This window comes from Leuconostoc sp. DB-1, from assembly GCF_013414845.1.
GTDB classification, from domain to species: Bacteria; Bacillota; Bacilli; order Lactobacillales; family Lactobacillaceae; genus Leuconostoc; species Leuconostoc mesenteroides.
Map to the genome: position 1 here is coordinate 1,365,372 of NZ_JABFNJ010000001.1, position 15,439 is coordinate 1,380,810.

The 15,439-nt window shown below is 36.9% G+C and carries 22 protein-coding genes; 2 read left to right on the forward strand and 20 right to left on the reverse strand.

Annotation, left to right across the window (positions count from 1 at the left end):
• Positions 1–53: 53 nt before the first annotated feature.
• The 12 genes from HFP47_RS06610 to HFP47_RS06665 form a co-directional block, all read right to left on the reverse strand.
• Entirely contained in the window at positions 54–845 is a 792-nt protein-coding gene (locus HFP47_RS06610) for a metal ABC transporter permease (protein WP_002815374.1), read from the reverse strand.
• On the reverse strand, positions 838–1,542 hold the full coding sequence (locus tag HFP47_RS06615) for an ABC transporter ATP-binding protein (protein WP_179876238.1): 705 nt from the start codon (positions 1,540–1,542) through the stop codon (positions 838–840). The genes HFP47_RS06610 and HFP47_RS06615 overlap by 8 nt, the downstream gene beginning before the upstream one ends.
• Positions 1,539–2,381, reverse strand: a complete 843-nt coding sequence (locus HFP47_RS06620) for a metal ABC transporter solute-binding protein, Zn/Mn family (protein WP_179876239.1) — start codon at positions 2,379–2,381, stop codon at positions 1,539–1,541. Before HFP47_RS06620 ends, HFP47_RS06615 begins: the two co-directional genes overlap by 4 nt.
• Positions 2,382–2,428: 47 nt before the next feature.
• Positions 2,429–2,674 carry a Veg family protein gene (locus tag HFP47_RS06625; RefSeq protein WP_002815378.1) on the reverse strand — a complete coding sequence of 82 codons (246 nt, stop codon included), beginning with the start codon at positions 2,672–2,674 and terminating at the stop codon, positions 2,429–2,431.
• Positions 2,675–2,778: 104 nt separating this feature from the next.
• On the reverse strand, positions 2,779–3,666 hold the full coding sequence (gene rsmA, locus HFP47_RS06630; protein ID WP_011680262.1) for a 16S rRNA (adenine(1518)-N(6)/adenine(1519)-N(6))-dimethyltransferase RsmA: 888 nt from the start codon (positions 3,664–3,666) through the stop codon (positions 2,779–2,781).
• A 1-nt stretch (position 3,667) separates the two neighbouring features.
• Positions 3,668–4,237 carry a ribonuclease M5 gene (rnmV, locus tag HFP47_RS06635; RefSeq protein ID WP_179876240.1) on the reverse strand — a complete coding sequence of 190 codons (570 nt, stop codon included), beginning with the start codon at positions 4,235–4,237 and terminating at the stop codon, positions 3,668–3,670.
• A complete protein-coding gene (locus tag HFP47_RS06640) occupies positions 4,230–5,027 on the reverse strand; it encodes a TatD family hydrolase (RefSeq protein ID WP_025268385.1) in 798 nt (265 codons plus the stop codon). The genes rnmV and HFP47_RS06640 overlap by 8 nt, the downstream gene beginning before the upstream one ends.
• Before the next feature lie 92 nt (positions 5,028–5,119).
• On the reverse strand, positions 5,120–5,533 hold the full coding sequence (nusB, locus tag HFP47_RS06645; protein ID WP_002815382.1) for a transcription antitermination factor NusB: 414 nt from the start codon (positions 5,531–5,533) through the stop codon (positions 5,120–5,122).
• Positions 5,533–5,985, reverse strand: a complete 453-nt coding sequence (locus HFP47_RS06650) for an Asp23/Gls24 family envelope stress response protein (protein WP_002815384.1) — start codon at positions 5,983–5,985, stop codon at positions 5,533–5,535. Before HFP47_RS06650 ends, nusB begins: the two co-directional genes overlap by 1 nt.
• Before the next feature lie 122 nt (positions 5,986–6,107).
• Positions 6,108–6,668: an elongation factor P gene (efp, locus tag HFP47_RS06655; protein ID WP_002815385.1), complete on the reverse strand. Its 561-nt coding sequence runs from the start codon at positions 6,666–6,668 to the stop codon at positions 6,108–6,110.
• Positions 6,669–6,753: 85 nt separating this feature from the next.
• Entirely contained in the window at positions 6,754–7,230 is a 477-nt protein-coding gene (locus HFP47_RS06660) for a MarR family winged helix-turn-helix transcriptional regulator (RefSeq protein ID WP_011680264.1), read from the reverse strand.
• Positions 7,231–7,233: 3 nt separating this feature from the next.
• Positions 7,234–7,785: a TIGR00730 family Rossman fold protein gene (locus HFP47_RS06665; protein ID WP_011680265.1), complete on the reverse strand. Its 552-nt coding sequence runs from the start codon at positions 7,783–7,785 to the stop codon at positions 7,234–7,236.
• Positions 7,786–7,923: 138 nt separating this feature from the next.
• On the opposite strand from HFP47_RS06665, the gene HFP47_RS06670 reads away from it, so the two are divergent.
• Together HFP47_RS06670 and rnjA are read left to right on the forward strand one after the other, a co-directional pair.
• Positions 7,924–8,136, forward strand: coding sequence for a DNA-directed RNA polymerase subunit epsilon (locus HFP47_RS06670; protein WP_011680267.1), 213 nt, complete (start codon positions 7,924–7,926; stop codon positions 8,134–8,136).
• On the forward strand, positions 8,136–9,818 hold the full coding sequence (gene rnjA / locus HFP47_RS06675) for a ribonuclease J1 (RefSeq protein WP_011680268.1): 1,683 nt from the start codon (positions 8,136–8,138) through the stop codon (positions 9,816–9,818). Before HFP47_RS06670 ends, rnjA begins: the two co-directional genes overlap by 1 nt.
• 561 nt (positions 9,819–10,379) lie before the next feature.
• Here rnjA and HFP47_RS06680 read toward each other — a convergent pair.
• The 8 genes from HFP47_RS06680 to HFP47_RS06715 all read right to left on the reverse strand — a co-directional run bounded on the left by HFP47_RS06680 (position 10,380) and on the right by HFP47_RS06715 (position 15,428).
• Positions 10,380–10,637 carry a hypothetical protein gene (locus HFP47_RS06680; RefSeq protein ID WP_179876241.1) on the reverse strand — a complete coding sequence of 86 codons (258 nt, stop codon included), beginning with the start codon at positions 10,635–10,637 and terminating at the stop codon, positions 10,380–10,382.
• Positions 10,638–10,701: 64 nt separating this feature from the next.
• Positions 10,702–11,481, reverse strand: a complete 780-nt coding sequence (locus HFP47_RS06685) for a hypothetical protein (protein WP_179876242.1) — start codon at positions 11,479–11,481, stop codon at positions 10,702–10,704.
• A gap of 158 nt (positions 11,482–11,639) precedes the next feature.
• Entirely contained in the window at positions 11,640–12,380 is a 741-nt protein-coding gene (locus HFP47_RS06690) for a hypothetical protein (RefSeq protein ID WP_179876243.1), read from the reverse strand.
• Positions 12,371–12,883, reverse strand: coding sequence for a Panacea domain-containing protein (locus HFP47_RS06695; RefSeq protein ID WP_179876244.1), 513 nt, complete (start codon positions 12,881–12,883; stop codon positions 12,371–12,373). Before HFP47_RS06695 ends, HFP47_RS06690 begins: the two co-directional genes overlap by 10 nt.
• Positions 12,884–12,969: 86 nt before the next feature.
• Entirely contained in the window at positions 12,970–13,275 is a 306-nt protein-coding gene (locus HFP47_RS06700; protein WP_179876245.1) for a phage holin family protein, read from the reverse strand.
• Between the two features lie 9 nt (positions 13,276–13,284).
• A complete protein-coding gene (locus tag HFP47_RS06705) occupies positions 13,285–14,376 on the reverse strand; it encodes a GH25 family lysozyme (RefSeq protein ID WP_179876246.1) in 1,092 nt (363 codons plus the stop codon).
• Between the two features lie 3 nt (positions 14,377–14,379).
• Positions 14,380–14,604: a hypothetical protein gene (locus HFP47_RS06710; protein ID WP_179876247.1), complete on the reverse strand. Its 225-nt coding sequence runs from the start codon at positions 14,602–14,604 to the stop codon at positions 14,380–14,382.
• A 17-nt stretch (positions 14,605–14,621) separates the two neighbouring features.
• Complete coding sequence (locus HFP47_RS06715) at positions 14,622–15,428, reverse strand: hypothetical protein (RefSeq protein WP_179876248.1); 807 nt, start codon at positions 15,426–15,428, stop codon at positions 14,622–14,624.
• Positions 15,429–15,439 lie beyond the last annotated feature (11 nt).

Below are 15,439 nucleotides of genomic sequence, written 5' to 3' on the forward strand. Positions count from 1 at the left end.
TTATTAATATTTACGACTAATTATACCATTTTTATTTTCTAATTGTTCGGAAACTAGGCATTTCGTTTGAATTGCCATATTGAAACAAGATAAATTATTACTTCTATAATAGCTATAAAAAAACTTGTTGGTAAATTTGTTAAATAAGCGATTGTCAAGCCAATCCACGTACCGAACAAAGCGAAGACAATGGCCATCCCCATAAGCTGCAACGTCGTTTTAGCATAATATTTTGCGCTCGCCGCGGGTAATGTTACCAACACAAAAATAAGTAAGGATCCTACCAATTGTGATGAAATACTAATCGATAATGCAATCATGATTAAAAAGGTATAGCGAACTGATTTTTGTTTCCATGTTTGAAGAAAAATACCTGCTTCGTCAAATGCTAATTGACGCAAGGAGCGGTAATTGAATAGTAGCGTAACTAATACAATTAAGGCTAAAATTATGAGCAAGTATAAGTCACGGTGGCTAATTCCAAGAACTGAACCAAATAGAATGCCAGTAGCAGCATTAGATGATGTATGACCTAGTGCTAAAAATAATATTCCCAAACCAATAGCCAACGCAGATACAGCACTTGTGACATTATCATGTTTCGTATACGTTGATTCCAAGGCGCCAATAGCTACTGAAGCAACAGAAGTTGCAATCATCATACCTAATAAAGCCGGCCAACCAATCCACAAACCAAAAGCTGCACCGGCAAAACCTATTTCACTCAAAGAGTGCGTTAAAAACGCATAATTTCGCGCCACAACAAATGTACCGATAACCCCGGCAACAATGCTGACAATCGTACCTGCTATGAAAGCATTTTGCATAAAATCATAACTAAACATGGCGCACCTCATCTTCTTTGTGCCTAGACGTCATATCCATCGTCAGCGTTTGCAGCTGGGTAGCATCCCCTTGTTGTACTTTACCATTTTCAAAAGAGAGATAGCCATCCGCAAAATCAGTGACCAGCTTGATTTCATGTGTAATAAATAGCACTGTCATATTTGTGGTTTGCTGTAAGGTACGGACATTTTCCAATAATTGCACTTTGTGTTCATGATCCAAACTAGCAGTGGACTCATCTAGAATTAACAAATCTGGATTTTTTACTAAGGCTTGAGCTACAAATGCGCGCTGTTTTTGTCCACCTGATGCTAGTCCCAATCGTTGGTCACGCATTTGATTTAAGTCCATACGCTTTAAAGCTTTAGTTATTAACTGTTTTTCCTCTTTAGTAAACCATAAGCGGCTACCATGATTGAAATTCAGTCCGACAAATTCAGCTATACTTAAAGGATAATCACGAGAAATATCTCTGAATTGTGGGACATATCCAATACGATTCGTCGCTACCGTTAATGTACCTTCTGTTTGTTTATTTTGTCCAGTGAGTGCTTTAATGAAACTTGTTTTACCGGCACCATTTTCTCCTAAAACAGCCAGAAACTGTCCAGCTAATACCTCAATGTTGATATGCGATAAAATAACTTTTTCCCCATACCGAACCATGAAATCTTTCGTGCTAATGATTGTATTCATTTATCTAATGCCTTTTGAATTTTTTTGAGTTGCGTTAATTGCCAAGTCCAAATTTTCGTGCTGTCAGGCGTAAATTGACTAAACGTGACGACAGGGACGTCATCTTTTTTTGCCATAGTCACAAGTTTTTGTTTATTTTCAGTTGTGTCCTGTGACGTTGTAAAAATAAACTGAATTTTTTTATCAGCTAATTTACTCTCAAGATCTGACATTTGCTTATCCGTTAATTTAGATACATCATCTGTTTCAGCAGCATATCCCAATTGTGTCATAAGCAAATGCTGTGAGTTGTTCGTAGCGACATACCGAATATCTTTTATTTTTTTTAGGGTTGTGTAAAGCGTCGTCAAGTCGCTTGTTTTTTCCACAAATTGCTTATTGTTTTCGACATAAGTATCACGATTTCTTGGATCCATGTCACTCAAATAATTCACGATTTGTTGTGCCATTACTACTGTTGTATTTGGGCTTAAATAATACTTCTGTGTTGACGAGTCTGTATGAATATAGTCACTCGCAATTACTAACTTAGGGCTACTATGTAACTTTTGAGCTTCTGTTAACAGCGCACTCGTGTGATCATCTGTCAAAAGTAGTTCAGACTTTTTAAATTTTGTTTTCTGTTGTGCTGTTTTGAGATTGCCCGACATGAGGCTGACACGCCCTTTTTTGCCGGCAATAGCTTTTGCAATTTGTTGATAGGCTGGATTATCTGTCGTAATTTTCACAGCAGTATCCTGTGCTTCAGTTGTGTCGCCAACCATTTTAGCACACACTAAAAGAATCCCAATAGGGATTAACATAATCGTTAAAATTGCATAAACGGATTGTTTATTCATGTCATTCGTTTCTAAAGTGGTATCTGTAATCGCTATAAAAAAAGCCCTTAAGCGGGCAACTCATCAGCGAATGTAATGTCAATATTCTTTGTTAAAATATCTGTATAACTATATGAAGCATGTTCAAAATTAGCATCCTCATCTAATTCGACAACGAACAATGAAGGAAACGTTGAACGAAGAATTCCTGAGCGCTCCGTGATCTTCTTTCGTCCAGCTTGGGCAATAATCGTCACTTCTTGACCCACATGAGCGTCAATCTTTGTTTTAATATCTTGCAAACTACTTGGCATTTTTATACCACCTTTCGTGTAAAAGCTAGTTCAATTATACCATAAATAAGGAATGTTTGCAATTTTCTGCGAATATTAAAACATATTGTCGAATAATTATTCGTTTATTGTGTTAAATTTTGATCACGTAATGCCAAATATAATTGCGTAAATTGTTCCAAATTCAGTCGTTCAGCACGGATTGCTGGATCAATTTGTGCTGATTTCAAAGCAACTGTTAATTGTTCTTTTGTTCCTGCATCTTTACCATATGTTTGTAACATATTATTCCATAAACTTTTGCGGCGGTGTGAAAAACTTCCTTTGATCACACCAAAAAGTTTACCAACATTTTCAACAACAGTTGTTGGTTTTAGTGGGGTTAATTTAACCACTGCACTATCAACATTAGGTGATGGGTTAAAGGAACTCGCTGGTACTTTGATTGCTAATGTTGCTTGTGCAAAGTATTGGATGGTTAACGTTAGTACGCCATAACTTTTCGTTCCGACTGCCGCATTTAATCGGTCAGCTACCTCGCGTTGCATCATAACTACGATATTATCCCAATTGATATTAGACCGGAGAAGCTGAATGAGAATAGGTGTGGTAATATAATATGGTAAATTGGCGACAATTTTTACATGAGCATTGTCACCGAACTCTTCGCTAATGACTTTTGCCAAATCAACCTTTAACACATCATTTTCGATTACCTTAACATTATCATAAGGCTTTAAAGTGTCAGCTAAAACTTCAACCATTTGCGAATCAATTTCAAAAGCTAACACCTTTTTAGCTGAGCGAGCTAACTGCTCAGTTAAAGCACCAATTCCTGGACCAATTTCAATAACATAATCCTCTGCAGTAATTTCGGCTGCTTCGACAATATTATGTAGTACATTTAAATCTGTCAAAAAGTTTTGACCAAATTTTTTCTTAGCTCGTAAGCCATATTCATTTAAAATAGCCTGTGTTCTCGTTGGATTGGCTATGTCAATTGTCTGTGCCATTTTAAAATTTTCCTTTAAGTACATCTTCCACTTGCGCACGTCGAATACCAAATGCTTGCAATCGTTTCAACAATTGTTTTCCGTTTGCATAACCAATATGCAACTGTTCACCAACAAATGCCCGCTTAACACGCGCTTCTGGCCCGCTTAGTAGTCCTAAATCTAGAAGAAATGAACGATCAATATCTGAAGTTATTCCAATTGCGTGCACTGGTGTAATAACGTTGGCCAATGCATTTCGCAATGTATCTGGCGTTGCGTGTTCAACCCCCAATGATTTATGCGGATTATCTTTTGTTGCACGTGCTTCTGCCTGCGTCAAGTAGGCTTGTTTAGCTGTGGGTACTGCTTCTGTAACCATATGACGAATACGCTGACCATTAAAGTCTGGGTCAGTTAAAATAATTATTCCTCGCGTTTTAGCTGCTAATTTAGCTCGCTCAATCGCATCTTCATTAACCGCACTACCACCAGTTTCAATAGTATCCGCAATAACTGCACGCGCAAGATTTTGCGTATCTGATCGTCCTTCAACAACAATCATTTCGTTAATTTTAGGCAACTCATTCATGATTTAAAAATAAACGATGTGCATTGCCGCGTGTCACATCTGATAAGTCTTTAGCTGACATCTCTAATGTTTCAGCCAGGCTATCGATGACAAACTTAACTAACGCCGGCTCATTCGTTTTACCACGATAAGGTGTAGGTGCCAAATAAGGAGCGTCCGTCTCAACCAAGAGACGATCTAGAGGAATTGTTTTTGCTGCCTCACGAACTTCTTCGGCTTTTTTAAAACTTACAACACCACTAAAAGAAATGTGCATTCCTAAATCAATAAATGCCTTAGCCTGCTCTGGTGTGCCAGAAAAACTGTGCATCACACCCTTTTTCACACCTGAATCTTTTAGTATTTTATAAACATCTTCAAAAGCATCACGATTATGAATAATGACGGGTAAATCAAATTTTTTAGCTAACTCAAGATGCTTTTTAAATGCTGCAATTTGGACATCGTGAGCTGTTGTTTCCCAATAATAATCCAACCCCGTCTCACCGACCCCAACAACCTTTGGCTGTTGTAGTTGCTGTTCCAATGTGATAAACGCCTGATCATCAAAATCCTTTGTATCCTCAGGTTGAAAACCAAGAACTGCATAAATATTATCATGGTTATTTGAAATTTCTAATGCACGTTCATTACTTTGTGCATTGTATCCCACCACATTCATTTCCATTACACGAAACTCATTAGCTCGTCCAATATACGCTGGCACGTCATGAAATAATTGGTCATCGTTCAAATGCGTATGGGTATCATAACTATCTGTTGGTGTTTTCGTTGGATCATATATCGCCATTTTAGTCTCCAGTAATAAATTATTCTTTGTTTAGTATACCATGATAAGTACATTACTAATAATACACACGTTTAAAATGAAAAAACCGCTACTTAAGCGGTTTTTTCATCACGTGCAAAATGTTTTAAAACACCGTTAACAAACTTACGATCATCTTCATCAGCAAAAGTTTTTGCTAATTCAATAGCTTCATCGATGGCAACTTTGTATGGGGTTGCTTCGACAGCAGTTAATTCGTAAATTGCTAACCGTAAAATAACTAAATCAGCTTTGTTGATACGGTTAATCGCCCAACCTTCAGCTAAATGTGATGAAATTTTTTCATCCAAATCTGCCTTGGAACCTAAAACACCATTAACTAATCGTGGCAAATAGTCATCAAATTGTTTGCCATTTAGCACAATTTCGTATAAATCATCAATTTTATTACTCTGTGGATCTTTTTCTAATGCAAAAAGAACTTGAAATGCAGCTTGTCGTGACTCATGTCGCGTTAAGTTTGCCATTAATTAGCTACCTCATTCTCACCAAATAAATTATCAGGATCAATCGTATGATCCGGCTTTTCCGGTATAATTCCGCTAACGTGCACATTAACACGCGCTACCTCTAAATCTGTCATTGACGAAACTTGAGACTTAATTGCATTTTGAATGTTTAAAGCTATTTTTGGTACTGGAACACCATATTGCAAGAAAACATACGCTTCAATCACTAAGCCATCAATTGTTTGCTGTAATTCAACGCCCTTTCCGCGGGCAGTTGATCCAAACACACTGGCAAATCGGTCTGATAATTTACCTCTCATTGAGTAAACACCAGACACTTCTTGTGCCGCGATTTGTGCAATGACTTCAATCACTTCTGGCGTTACCTGCGTGGTTCCAGGTACTTCACTCTCAGTGATTAATAACAAATTCTTAGTAGTTGCTTTATTGTATTTAATTTCTTTGGCCATATTTGCTCCTCGAAAATAGTTTCTAAAATAAAAAGTTCCGCGGGGGAACTTTTTATGATAAACACGTTCACTACCGCTCAAATGTTACTTGTAACCAGGCAACAATCGTGCATTTACCTTAATTAGGCGCGACCTTTGTACGAACCATCTTCAGTGTTAATAATAATGGTTTCACCCTCATTAACAAAGTCAGGTACAGTAATAGTAGCACCAGTTTCAACCGTTGCTGGCTTTCCTGAACCAGTTGCTGTTGCGCCTTTGATACCTGGTTGCGTTTCTGTCACCTTCATTTGAACAGTTGATGGTAGTTCTGCACCAAGCACTTCATTACCAAACATGGTAATTTTAACTTCCATACCTTCAAGCAAAAACTTCAAAGCATTTTTTAAATATTCATCAGGAATGTTGATTTGATCATAACTTTCAACATCCATAAATACACGGCCATCATTTTCAGCATATAGGTAAGACATTGGTCGTGTTGTGATATCAGCTTGTTCAAACTTATCTCCAGGACGGAAAGTAACTTCATTAACCGCACCAGTTCGTAAATTCTTCAATTTTGAACGAACAAACGCACCACCTTTACCAGGCTTAACGTGTTGGAAATCCAAAACACGCCAAATTGAGTTTGAGTATTCAATAGTCAAACCTGTCTTTAAGTCATTCATGCCGATTGCCATGATTAGTATCCTCTTTATCCGATAATATAGTTTATTATAACAGAAATCCGTAATTTATGCAGACTTCAAACAAGTTAATATTCTATCACAAATCCTGATTAGGTTCAATATTTTTTTTGTTTAACTCCGGTTGGACAATTAAGTTTTGGAAGCGTTTCAGTGTTTTAAGAAAGGATTTGCCTTCTTCTACACCAAAAATATCCAACCATTTATGAAAACGCTGTTGCACTTTCATCGTCATCTGTTTTTCAACAGCCTTCCCTTCTGACGTCAAAACTAGTAGCACACGGCGATGGTCTTTTTCATCAGGCATATGTTTTAAGTAGCCACAATCAAATAATGGTTTTAATTGGCGAGCAACAGCTCCTTTGGTTACACCACGATCTTTAGCTATTTTGGTCATCGTTAGTGGCTCATCACTATCCGCAACAGCGGCCATAATAAGCCACTGCTCAAAAGAAGCACCATATTCGCTCGTTGGTTGCGAAATTAGTTTTTCAAGATTCTTTAATGCCGACATATATACATTAATAGATTCATTCAATAATTCTGAGTTTTGCATACATCAACCTTCAAAATTTTCTAAATACTCGAACATTGCATCAATTGAATCAAACATTTGAATACATCTCATATCATGCTCACTTACAAAACCATCTTCGTAAACTTCATTTAACCATGCCCAAAATTTATCATAGAAACCGTTAACGTTAAAAAGTGCCAACGGTTTATCGTGTAAATGAATTTTTGACCAACTGATAACTTGTGCTATCTCCTCTAAGGTTCCAAAACCACCTGGTAGCACAATAAAAACATCAGAATTATCCATTAATAGTTGCTTACGATCTGTCATCGTGTTCACTTCTATTAACTGCGTAATTTCTGAAGCCTCAAATGCCTCCTCAGCAAGATTACGAGGTGAAATCCCTAGAACTGAACCACCGGCTTCCATGGCACTTCGGGCGGTGGCACCCATTAAGCCATCCTTCCCTGCGCCAAAAACCAACTTGATTTTTTTCAGAGCAATTCTTTTACCAAGTTCTTCTGCTGCCTCTATGTACTGTGGGTCATTACCTGATTGTGATCCCATAAAAACGCCAATAGATGATATTTTCATATGTTTATCCCTAATAATAATTTATCAATTATTGGTTTATTAATCAAGCAAGTGGTTGAAATCTTAGTTTATGTGGTAAACTAGAAAATAAGGTTTTGTTCGTGACAAATTACTATACTATATTTAATGGAGGCATTTATGATTTATAAAATTTACTACCAAGAACACCCTGAACGCAATCCAAAGCGTGAAACAACAATTTCAATGTACATTGAGGCCGAAAGTTTGCCACAAGCACGTGAAATTATTGAAGAAAACACAGAATACAATGTGGAGTTTATCGAAGAATTATCTGATAAGGCTGTAACTTATGAAAAGGCCAATCCTAACTTCGAAGTTACAACATTCTAATGACATATTCTGTAGATATCAAACCTAACGAAGTCGCAGTTTATGCGCTAGGCGGTTTAGGCGAGATTGGTAAGAACACGTACGGTATCGAGTACCAAAATGAAATTATCGTCGTCGACGCGGGCATTAAGTTCCCAGAAGACGAATTGCTCGGTATTGATTACGTTATTCCTGACTATACTTATTTAGTTGATAATATCGATCGCGTTAAAGCACTGGTTATCACCCACGGACACGAAGACCATATCGGTGCAATCGCCTACTTTTTGCAAGCTGTTAATGTTCCAGTTTACGCTGGCCCATTAGCAATGGCATTAATTAAGAACAAACTCGAAGAAAAACAGATGCTTAATCGCGTCGAACTTCATGAAATTACTGATGGCTCAGTACTGGAATTTGATCAGTTAAGTGTCGAGTTTTTCCGTACCACTCACTCTATACCTGACGTATTTGGTGTAGCTGTACACACACCAGTTGGGACTATTGTAGAAACTGGTGATTTTAAGTTTGATCTGACACCAACTACTAAGCAGCCACCTAACCTTTGGTCAATGGCACGTATTGGCGAAAATGGTGTATTACTCATGATGAGTGATTCAACCAATGCTGAACGCCCTGAATGGACGAAGTCAGAAGCATGGGTAGCAAAATCTGTTAACCATATATTTGATAAAATTCAACATGGACGTATTATATTTGCAACGTTTGCTTCTAATATGAACCGTGTTCGCATGGCTACAGATGCAGCTATTGCACATGGGCGTAAAATTGCGGTATTTGGCCGTTCAATGGAATCAGCTGTTACTAATGGTCGTGCCTTGGGATATCTAAATATCCCTGATGATATGCTGGTCGAACAATCAGAAATCAAACATATTCCTGACGATGAATTACTTATTCTATCAACTGGTTCTCAAGGTGAACCGATGGCTGCCCTGGCACGAATTGCTGAAGGAACACATAAGCAAATTCGTTTGAAGCCAAAAGACAATGTTATTTTCTCCTCTTCACCAATTCCAGGTAATACAGCATCTGTAAACGCTGTTATTAATAAATTACAAGAAGGTGGCGCTAATGTCATCTACGGTAAAGTTAATAACATCCACACTTCTGGTCACGGTGGTCAAGAAGAAGAAAAGTTAATGATTGCTTTGTTGAAGCCTAAATTTTTCATGCCTGTTCACGGTGAATATCGTATGTTAAAAGTCCACGCTTCATTAGCACATGAGCTAGAAGTACCAGAAGACCATACTTTCATTTTAGAAAATGGTGATGTCTTGGCTCTGGATGGTGAAAATGCACGCGTTGCTGGACATTTCCCTGGCGATGACACATACATTGACGGATCAGGAATCGGTGATATCGGTTCAGTTGTGTTACATGATCGTCAAAAGCTGTCACAAGATGGCTTAGTTGTTGTTACTGCAACAATCGATTTGAAAAAGAAAGAGATTTTATCTGGACCAGATATTTTATCACGTGGTTTTGTCTATATGCGTGAATCTGGCGATTTGATTAATGAAGGTCGACGTGTCATTTTCAGCACAATGCGCCGCGTTATGAATAGTTCAAACAATAGCGAGTCAGATATTCGTCAAGCTGTTATTGATGACTTGTCTCGTTTCCTATTCAAAGAAACAGCTCGCAAACCAATGATTATGCCAATGCTAATTTTGGTTTAAATAAAACCGCTATGTATCAACATTTACAAGAAGTTGATTAGCGGTTTTTGTTTTACTTATTTTCTAAAAATTCACTATTATTCATTATTTTTCACTTAAAATTTACTACATTTGCTACAAATTTACTACAAATAAAAAACCGACTAGATTAATTTCTAGCCGGTTTTTTAACGAGTTTCATCTATATAGAAACCTAGCAGGATGCGCAATAAATTGATAATCACCTTGGGAGGATATTATCATGGAGTTTGACTGCCAGCTAGGCGTAAAATAATTCTACTATATTGACATGCATTTTTGCAAGTAAAAAGCCTAACAGATGAATAAGCGAACAAAAATAACTCAGGTAATTATACTTATAGAGCGAAGAAAGTCTGTTAGGCTTAAAAATAATTATACACTACTAATTTTAAAAAGTGTTTTTAAATATTTTGTAATAAAAAGACCCGATAGGGGTAAAGCTTCTCGGAATGCTATCGGGCCGCGTAATTACTTTTAATATAATTACATGATTATTTTAACCGATAAATTCTCCGAAAACAATAACTAATATTAAATCCATCAAAAATCGCCAAGCTCCACACTTACATTCGTCTCTTTCTTGATGCGTTTTGCTAATTCAGGTATACGATCCTTTTCAGATTCAACGTACCTACCTATTTGTTCAGAATGTGTGGCCGTACCTATTTTTGCGTATTCGAAGAACACGTTTAACTGCTTGGAATATCTTTGATACACGATGCGCACCCAATACAGGGTGTTTTTCTTTTTCGTGAATCGCTTCTTGATTTCTTCGATTAGTTTGTCGTCGTAGTTCATAATGTCACCTCTATGACATTATACGAACACTTGTTCTTTATTGCAAATAATATGTTACTTTGTTCTATTCATTCCATCTTTCTCTAGACTTTATTGCTTCATTCGTTTCACTTATTTCAAAAGTACTTCTATCTATTTTTATGTACCCAAGGCTTTGCATAATAGCTATTACCACCCTTTCGTCTGTACCAAATGAACGCTTCAAATCTTCTTTATTCCAGTGACTATTTGTTAAAATAATCTCTTTAAATTGTCTAGGGTAAATACCTCTTTTTACCCAACCCTGTGCTGTTTTTCGTAGAATTTTCTTGCTATCTTCAGATTCGAAATCGCGTACTTTTTGAATACCTTCCGCACTGGCATCCAATAAAGTTTTCGCGTTTATAAACGCAGTAACCGGTGTAGAAGTTAATATGTTGACGAAAGTTTCGACTAATGCATCAATAAATCCACCGGCACCGATACCTAGTGCTATGGAAAAGGTAATTTCTCGCCCTTCCCATGCAATAAGATTTAAGTCTTGAAGCTTATTAATACTATCAATCGACCAAAGACCGTCTAAAGTTGATGAATGAATATATAATAATCCATTTTCATCTAAATCATAGTTAAGTGGATTTGACGACGGTTCTAAGTAAATGAAAAATGGTAATTTATCTTCAGTTGATAATACACTGTTAAGATAATCGTAATCATTTGATTCTGATATACTATTTTTTATTTCATGAACATTGTCCCTAACAAATTTATTAATAATATCGTGTAGGCGTTCATCATTATTATCAATAATTACATCTTTGGAATATATAATTTTGTTTGCGTATTTCAAATTTAATTTATACATATTTTCTCCTTTATCTTGTATATATTGATTCTATCATTTTGATTGACAAGAGAAGCAAAAATAATATTGTAAAAATAAAAAAGCCAACTAGAACTTAATTCAGTTGGCTTTTTTATAGTATCACTTGTGTGAATTGAGGGCAAATTTCTATTTTTTTACTAGTTGACGGTAATGATTACAAAACCAAAAATAATGAGCAATAATGAAAACAAAACAATCGGTGCAGTAACATTTTCAGAAAAATGGTAATCATATTTACCATTATGTTTATTAATATCTTCACTATGAATTATTTTGTGTATCCCAACGAACATGACCGCTATTAAAGCATATAAACAAACTAGATAAACTCCAGCTGTTATGAATATAAATCCTAAATTCGAAACCGTCACATTACTAACATGCGAGAAAACAGACGACAGCATAGACGTAGCCCCGAAAGTTGCGAAAGTTATGGCCGTAAATATTCCCAATATGGCAATTAAATCACTATATATTCCCGTTTTTGTTGATTTTATTTTTTTCAAGTTTTTTAGCACACGCTTTGAAGCTTTTTCTGCTTTTTGGTTTGATTCATTTATATATTGCCTTTGGGCTAATGATAAAATAACCGAATCACGGAATTTCAAATATGATGGATCTTCCAGTTCATATGAATTTAACAAAAAATCAAACGTAGCCTCTTCCTTAATGAACATTTTACCAATCAGAGAACACTTTTCATCGTTTAATTGATAAATAACGATTCCGACTGCTGAATGAAAATTATTACTAATCTTCTTAATTCCAGTTAACGCATTTTTTAATCTTTCATTTTCTATTTCTTTCGTATCGTCATAAACCAGCATCTGTTCAAATAGATTATTGACATAGACAACTGTTTTTGTATTTATATCCATATTCTATCTTCTTTATGATTATTGAAATAATTTCTAATTTCCTCGTCTGTATATTCGGGTGCCATATGTTTGGCTATATCATCTTGGTAATCAGCCCATAGTGCTTGACTATGAGTTGCTTTTACTAGGTCGCTTGCTGAAAAGGCAAGTAACGAATCAATGTACCGATTCAAGTCTCCTTCAACATCGTTAGGAACTTTCTCCAAAGTTGGTACAGAAAAAGAAAAATTCTCCATGTTCAACACGGATGTTTTTTCTTTGATTGGTAAAGCTCCGCGATCATTAAAATTGTAATAGACATCTCGGGAAACGGGCCCGTATTGCCATCTCGAAAATTTAATGTCCATCAAAGTAGAGTCATGTTCCACTAAGAAGGCTGCCTGCAAAAAATAGAGAACTTTTTGTAACTTAAGATTAGTTAATGTTTTACCATTCTCATTAGCGTAGTCAACTATATAGTTAGCTACAGCATTTGGATCCCAGCTATAATTACGATTATCCATTTTAAGTCCTTTCTATCACTTTCGATTAATTATATCACCAAAATTAAAAAACACCCAACCAGATTATCCAGTTGGGTGCTTTTATTTTATTCAGTTTTCTTATCTTCTGGCTTCCCAAATCCATTAGCGAAGCCATCAATAATTGATGTGATTGACTTGGTGGCTGTTTCATTCAAGCCTGTTGAAGCAAATCCAGCCCATACACCTAGAACGATGTCTTGCACTAGCTTTGTGTCTTTGGTGTAGAACGACAAACCTACTGCTACCATGGCACCTACAATTACAGCTATTAAGGGTAACAGATGGTTGTTAATCTTGGTAGGTTTCAGCACCTGTACAATTAACCATACAATTACTAGAATTGCGATATTTGAATCTACATTAAATGCCATTATTTCTCCTTATTTAATCGTGGCAAAAGCCTTCATCATGCTAACTGGTTCACCACCGATTTCAACATTAATCGTTGTGGCTGTTTGACTAATAACCTTGTACTTACCGTTCAAAGTGAAGTATTCCATACGTCCGTTGTTACCTTGAATGTATTGATTACGCAACTTGTTGCCATATTTATCAGTCAATGTCATGGCTGAAATAGGAATATAGTTGTTGTAGTCAATGGTTTTGATGCTCATATCAAAGTTCACACCATACATCTTGTTGTTATAACCTACCCAGTAATCAGCGACATACACACCGCTGAATGTAGCGTATTGCGTCTTAGCTGGTGTACTTGGCGTGTTGGTTGATTGACTTGGCTTAGATGCAACCTGTTCGGCTGGCTTGTTGTTATCCAATGAACCGACGACCATCACGTTCCCGTCAACTCCGTAGTGATTATCAGCGTATTGCCAAATCTTCACGTTGGAATAGTTAGGGAAATATTGCATAGGTGGTGTTGCTTGATGTGCTGTAGTTAAGTACCAAGCTAACCACAAAGCATTAGGATAACGAGCGTTAATACGACTTAAATCAACGTGTGAGTTCACATAGCTAGTGTAGCTATAAAACATAGGCTTATACCCAGAGGCGTAAATCTGATCCATGAACGCTAGAATAGCCGTTGTGTTATTGGCCTTGTTTGCACCAGCTCCTGCTTCGTAATCCATAGCAATATATGAACCTTTAGCCAACCCTGCATTTTGTGCATCTTGAACAGCTAATTGAGCTGAATAAGTAGCTTCACTGACTGAGTCACCTACTTGTGCCCAGAAGTAACCGCCTGTTTGCATACCGACTGCATCAGCGTTGTGAATTTGTGCGTAGGCTTTCGGGTTACTATAATGAGCACCCTCACCACCACCTCGTCCACCTAACTTAACCATGGTAAAGTTATCGCCAACTTGCTTAAACGAATTGAAATAACTTGCTGTGTCACCTTGATAACTGGCAACATCAATACCATTAGTATTGGCTGAAACACCCGTGATCATTGCACCAAAAAAGGCAACCGCTCCAATTGAAGCGAATACCCATCGTTTTAATTTATTCAATTTTCAAACCTCCCATTTATTGTGTTTCCACGTTTCCAATTTAGTAAGCCGTATCTCATGGTTGTCAGTGATACTGTTAGATATTTTTAGCTCATCTTTTAAGCTAGCGATATCTGTTCTCAATCCATTAATTGAGTTCACAATGGTATTCTTCAATACCCACCACAAACCACCCAGAAGAATAGACCCCACACTTAGCCAACTCAACAAATCATGTGGCATTTGCATTCATTCACCTCCTTTCTTTAGCGACCTACTGGCAACGGATAGCTCATAGAACCAACCAAATTACCACAATGATTATCTACAACCCTTACCCATAATGTAGTTGTGTCATTCACATAACTAATAACGGGATAAATTGAGGTTGCACCAATGTCACTAGAAGCCTGAGCAATTTCGACATCTGGGCGTAGGCTCCATGGAACACGTCCAATTTGGTTACCATTATTTGCTTTAGAAACATCTACGCCACGCCATCTAAGGAACATAACGTTATCTCTTACACGATATTGAGCGTAGCAAGGTGCCCCATTATCAGACCACAATTTAGCACCTGTTGATGCTATGTCTAAGTTCATCCATCCACTATCGTTAAGCATTGGGTTATGTTGTGTTACTGTTCCTGCTGTTGCTGTAGTACTGAATGTTGCTAGTGGTAATTCATAAATAAAACCACCATTGTTAATGTCTTCCTGTACTAAATCACCTGTAACAGCGCTTAAATATACTTGGTTGATTGTTGGGTAATAGTTGGGTTGTCCTGCTTGTCCTTGCACAGTGTTGGCTTTTGAAAGGTCTACAACAATTGCCAAGTTTCCATTTGAATTAGCTGGCAAAGTTATTTGTGTAGGACTTGTCACTTCGACTAATCGACCTAAAATAATTACTTGCCCTGTGTCAATGGTTGCCGTTAGACCATTAACTGTTATTTTTAATTGATTACCTCTTTTTAGAACTCCTGAAGTGTCCCCGCCTAGAGCTGATTGTGCTGATGCCACTTCTCGTGGTGTGACAAAAGCACGATCACTGGTATACATTGTTATGGCCATTACTATTCCTC

Excerpts from the sequence above, each read along its gene's own strand:
- rnmV (WP_179876240.1), bottom strand. The coding sequence starts at position 4,237 with ATGAATGAGTTGCCTAAAATTAACGAAATGATTGTTGTTGAAGGACGA.
- HFP47_RS06665 (WP_011680265.1), bottom strand. The coding sequence starts at position 7,785 with ATGAAAATATCATCTATTGGCGTTTTTATGGGATCACAATCAGGTAAT.
- HFP47_RS06680 (WP_179876241.1), bottom strand. The coding sequence starts at position 10,637 with ATGAACTACGACGACAAACTAATCGAAGAAATCAAGAAGCGATTCACG.
- HFP47_RS06715 (WP_179876248.1), bottom strand. The coding sequence starts at position 15,428 with ATGGCCATAACAATGTATACCAGTGATCGTGCTTTTGTCACACCACGA.
- HFP47_RS06710 (WP_179876247.1), bottom strand. The coding sequence starts at position 14,604 with ATGCAAATGCCACATGATTTGTTGAGTTGGCTAAGTGTGGGGTCTATT.
- HFP47_RS06660 (WP_011680264.1), bottom strand. The coding sequence starts at position 7,230 with ATGCAAAACTCAGAATTATTGAATGAATCTATTAATGTATATATGTCG.
- HFP47_RS06700 (WP_179876245.1), bottom strand. The coding sequence starts at position 13,275 with ATGGCATTTAATGTAGATTCAAATATCGCAATTCTAGTAATTGTATGG.
- HFP47_RS06690 (WP_179876243.1), bottom strand. The coding sequence starts at position 12,380 with ATGGATATAAATACAAAAACAGTTGTCTATGTCAATAATCTATTTGAA.
- HFP47_RS06650 (WP_002815384.1), bottom strand. The coding sequence starts at position 5,985 with ATGGCCAAAGAAATTAAATACAATAAAGCAACTACTAAGAATTTGTTA.
- HFP47_RS06625 (WP_002815378.1), bottom strand. The coding sequence starts at position 2,674 with ATGCCAAGTAGTTTGCAAGATATTAAAACAAAGATTGACGCTCATGTG.
- HFP47_RS06610 (WP_002815374.1), bottom strand. The coding sequence starts at position 845 with ATGTTTAGTTATGATTTTATGCAAAATGCTTTCATAGCAGGTACGATT.
- HFP47_RS06640 (WP_025268385.1), bottom strand. The coding sequence starts at position 5,027 with ATGGCGATATATGATCCAACGAAAACACCAACAGATAGTTATGATACC.
- HFP47_RS06695 (WP_179876244.1), bottom strand. The coding sequence starts at position 12,883 with ATGGATAATCGTAATTATAGCTGGGATCCAAATGCTGTAGCTAACTAT.
- nusB (WP_002815382.1), bottom strand. The coding sequence starts at position 5,533 with ATGGCAAACTTAACGCGACATGAGTCACGACAAGCTGCATTTCAAGTT.
- HFP47_RS06620 (WP_179876239.1), bottom strand. The coding sequence starts at position 2,381 with ATGAATAAACAATCCGTTTATGCAATTTTAACGATTATGTTAATCCCT.
- efp (WP_002815385.1), bottom strand. The coding sequence starts at position 6,668 with ATGGCAATCGGCATGAATGACTTAAAGACAGGTTTGACTATTGAATAC.
- HFP47_RS06685 (WP_179876242.1), bottom strand. The coding sequence starts at position 11,481 with ATGTATAAATTAAATTTGAAATACGCAAACAAAATTATATATTCCAAA.
- rsmA (WP_011680262.1), bottom strand. The coding sequence starts at position 3,666 with ATGGCACAGACAATTGACATAGCCAATCCAACGAGAACACAGGCTATT.
- HFP47_RS06670 (WP_011680267.1), top strand. The coding sequence starts at position 7,924 with ATGATTTATAAAATTTACTACCAAGAACACCCTGAACGCAATCCAAAG.
- HFP47_RS06615 (WP_179876238.1), bottom strand. The coding sequence starts at position 1,542 with ATGAATACAATCATTAGCACGAAAGATTTCATGGTTCGGTATGGGGAA.
- rnjA (WP_011680268.1), top strand. The coding sequence starts at position 8,136 with ATGACATATTCTGTAGATATCAAACCTAACGAAGTCGCAGTTTATGCG.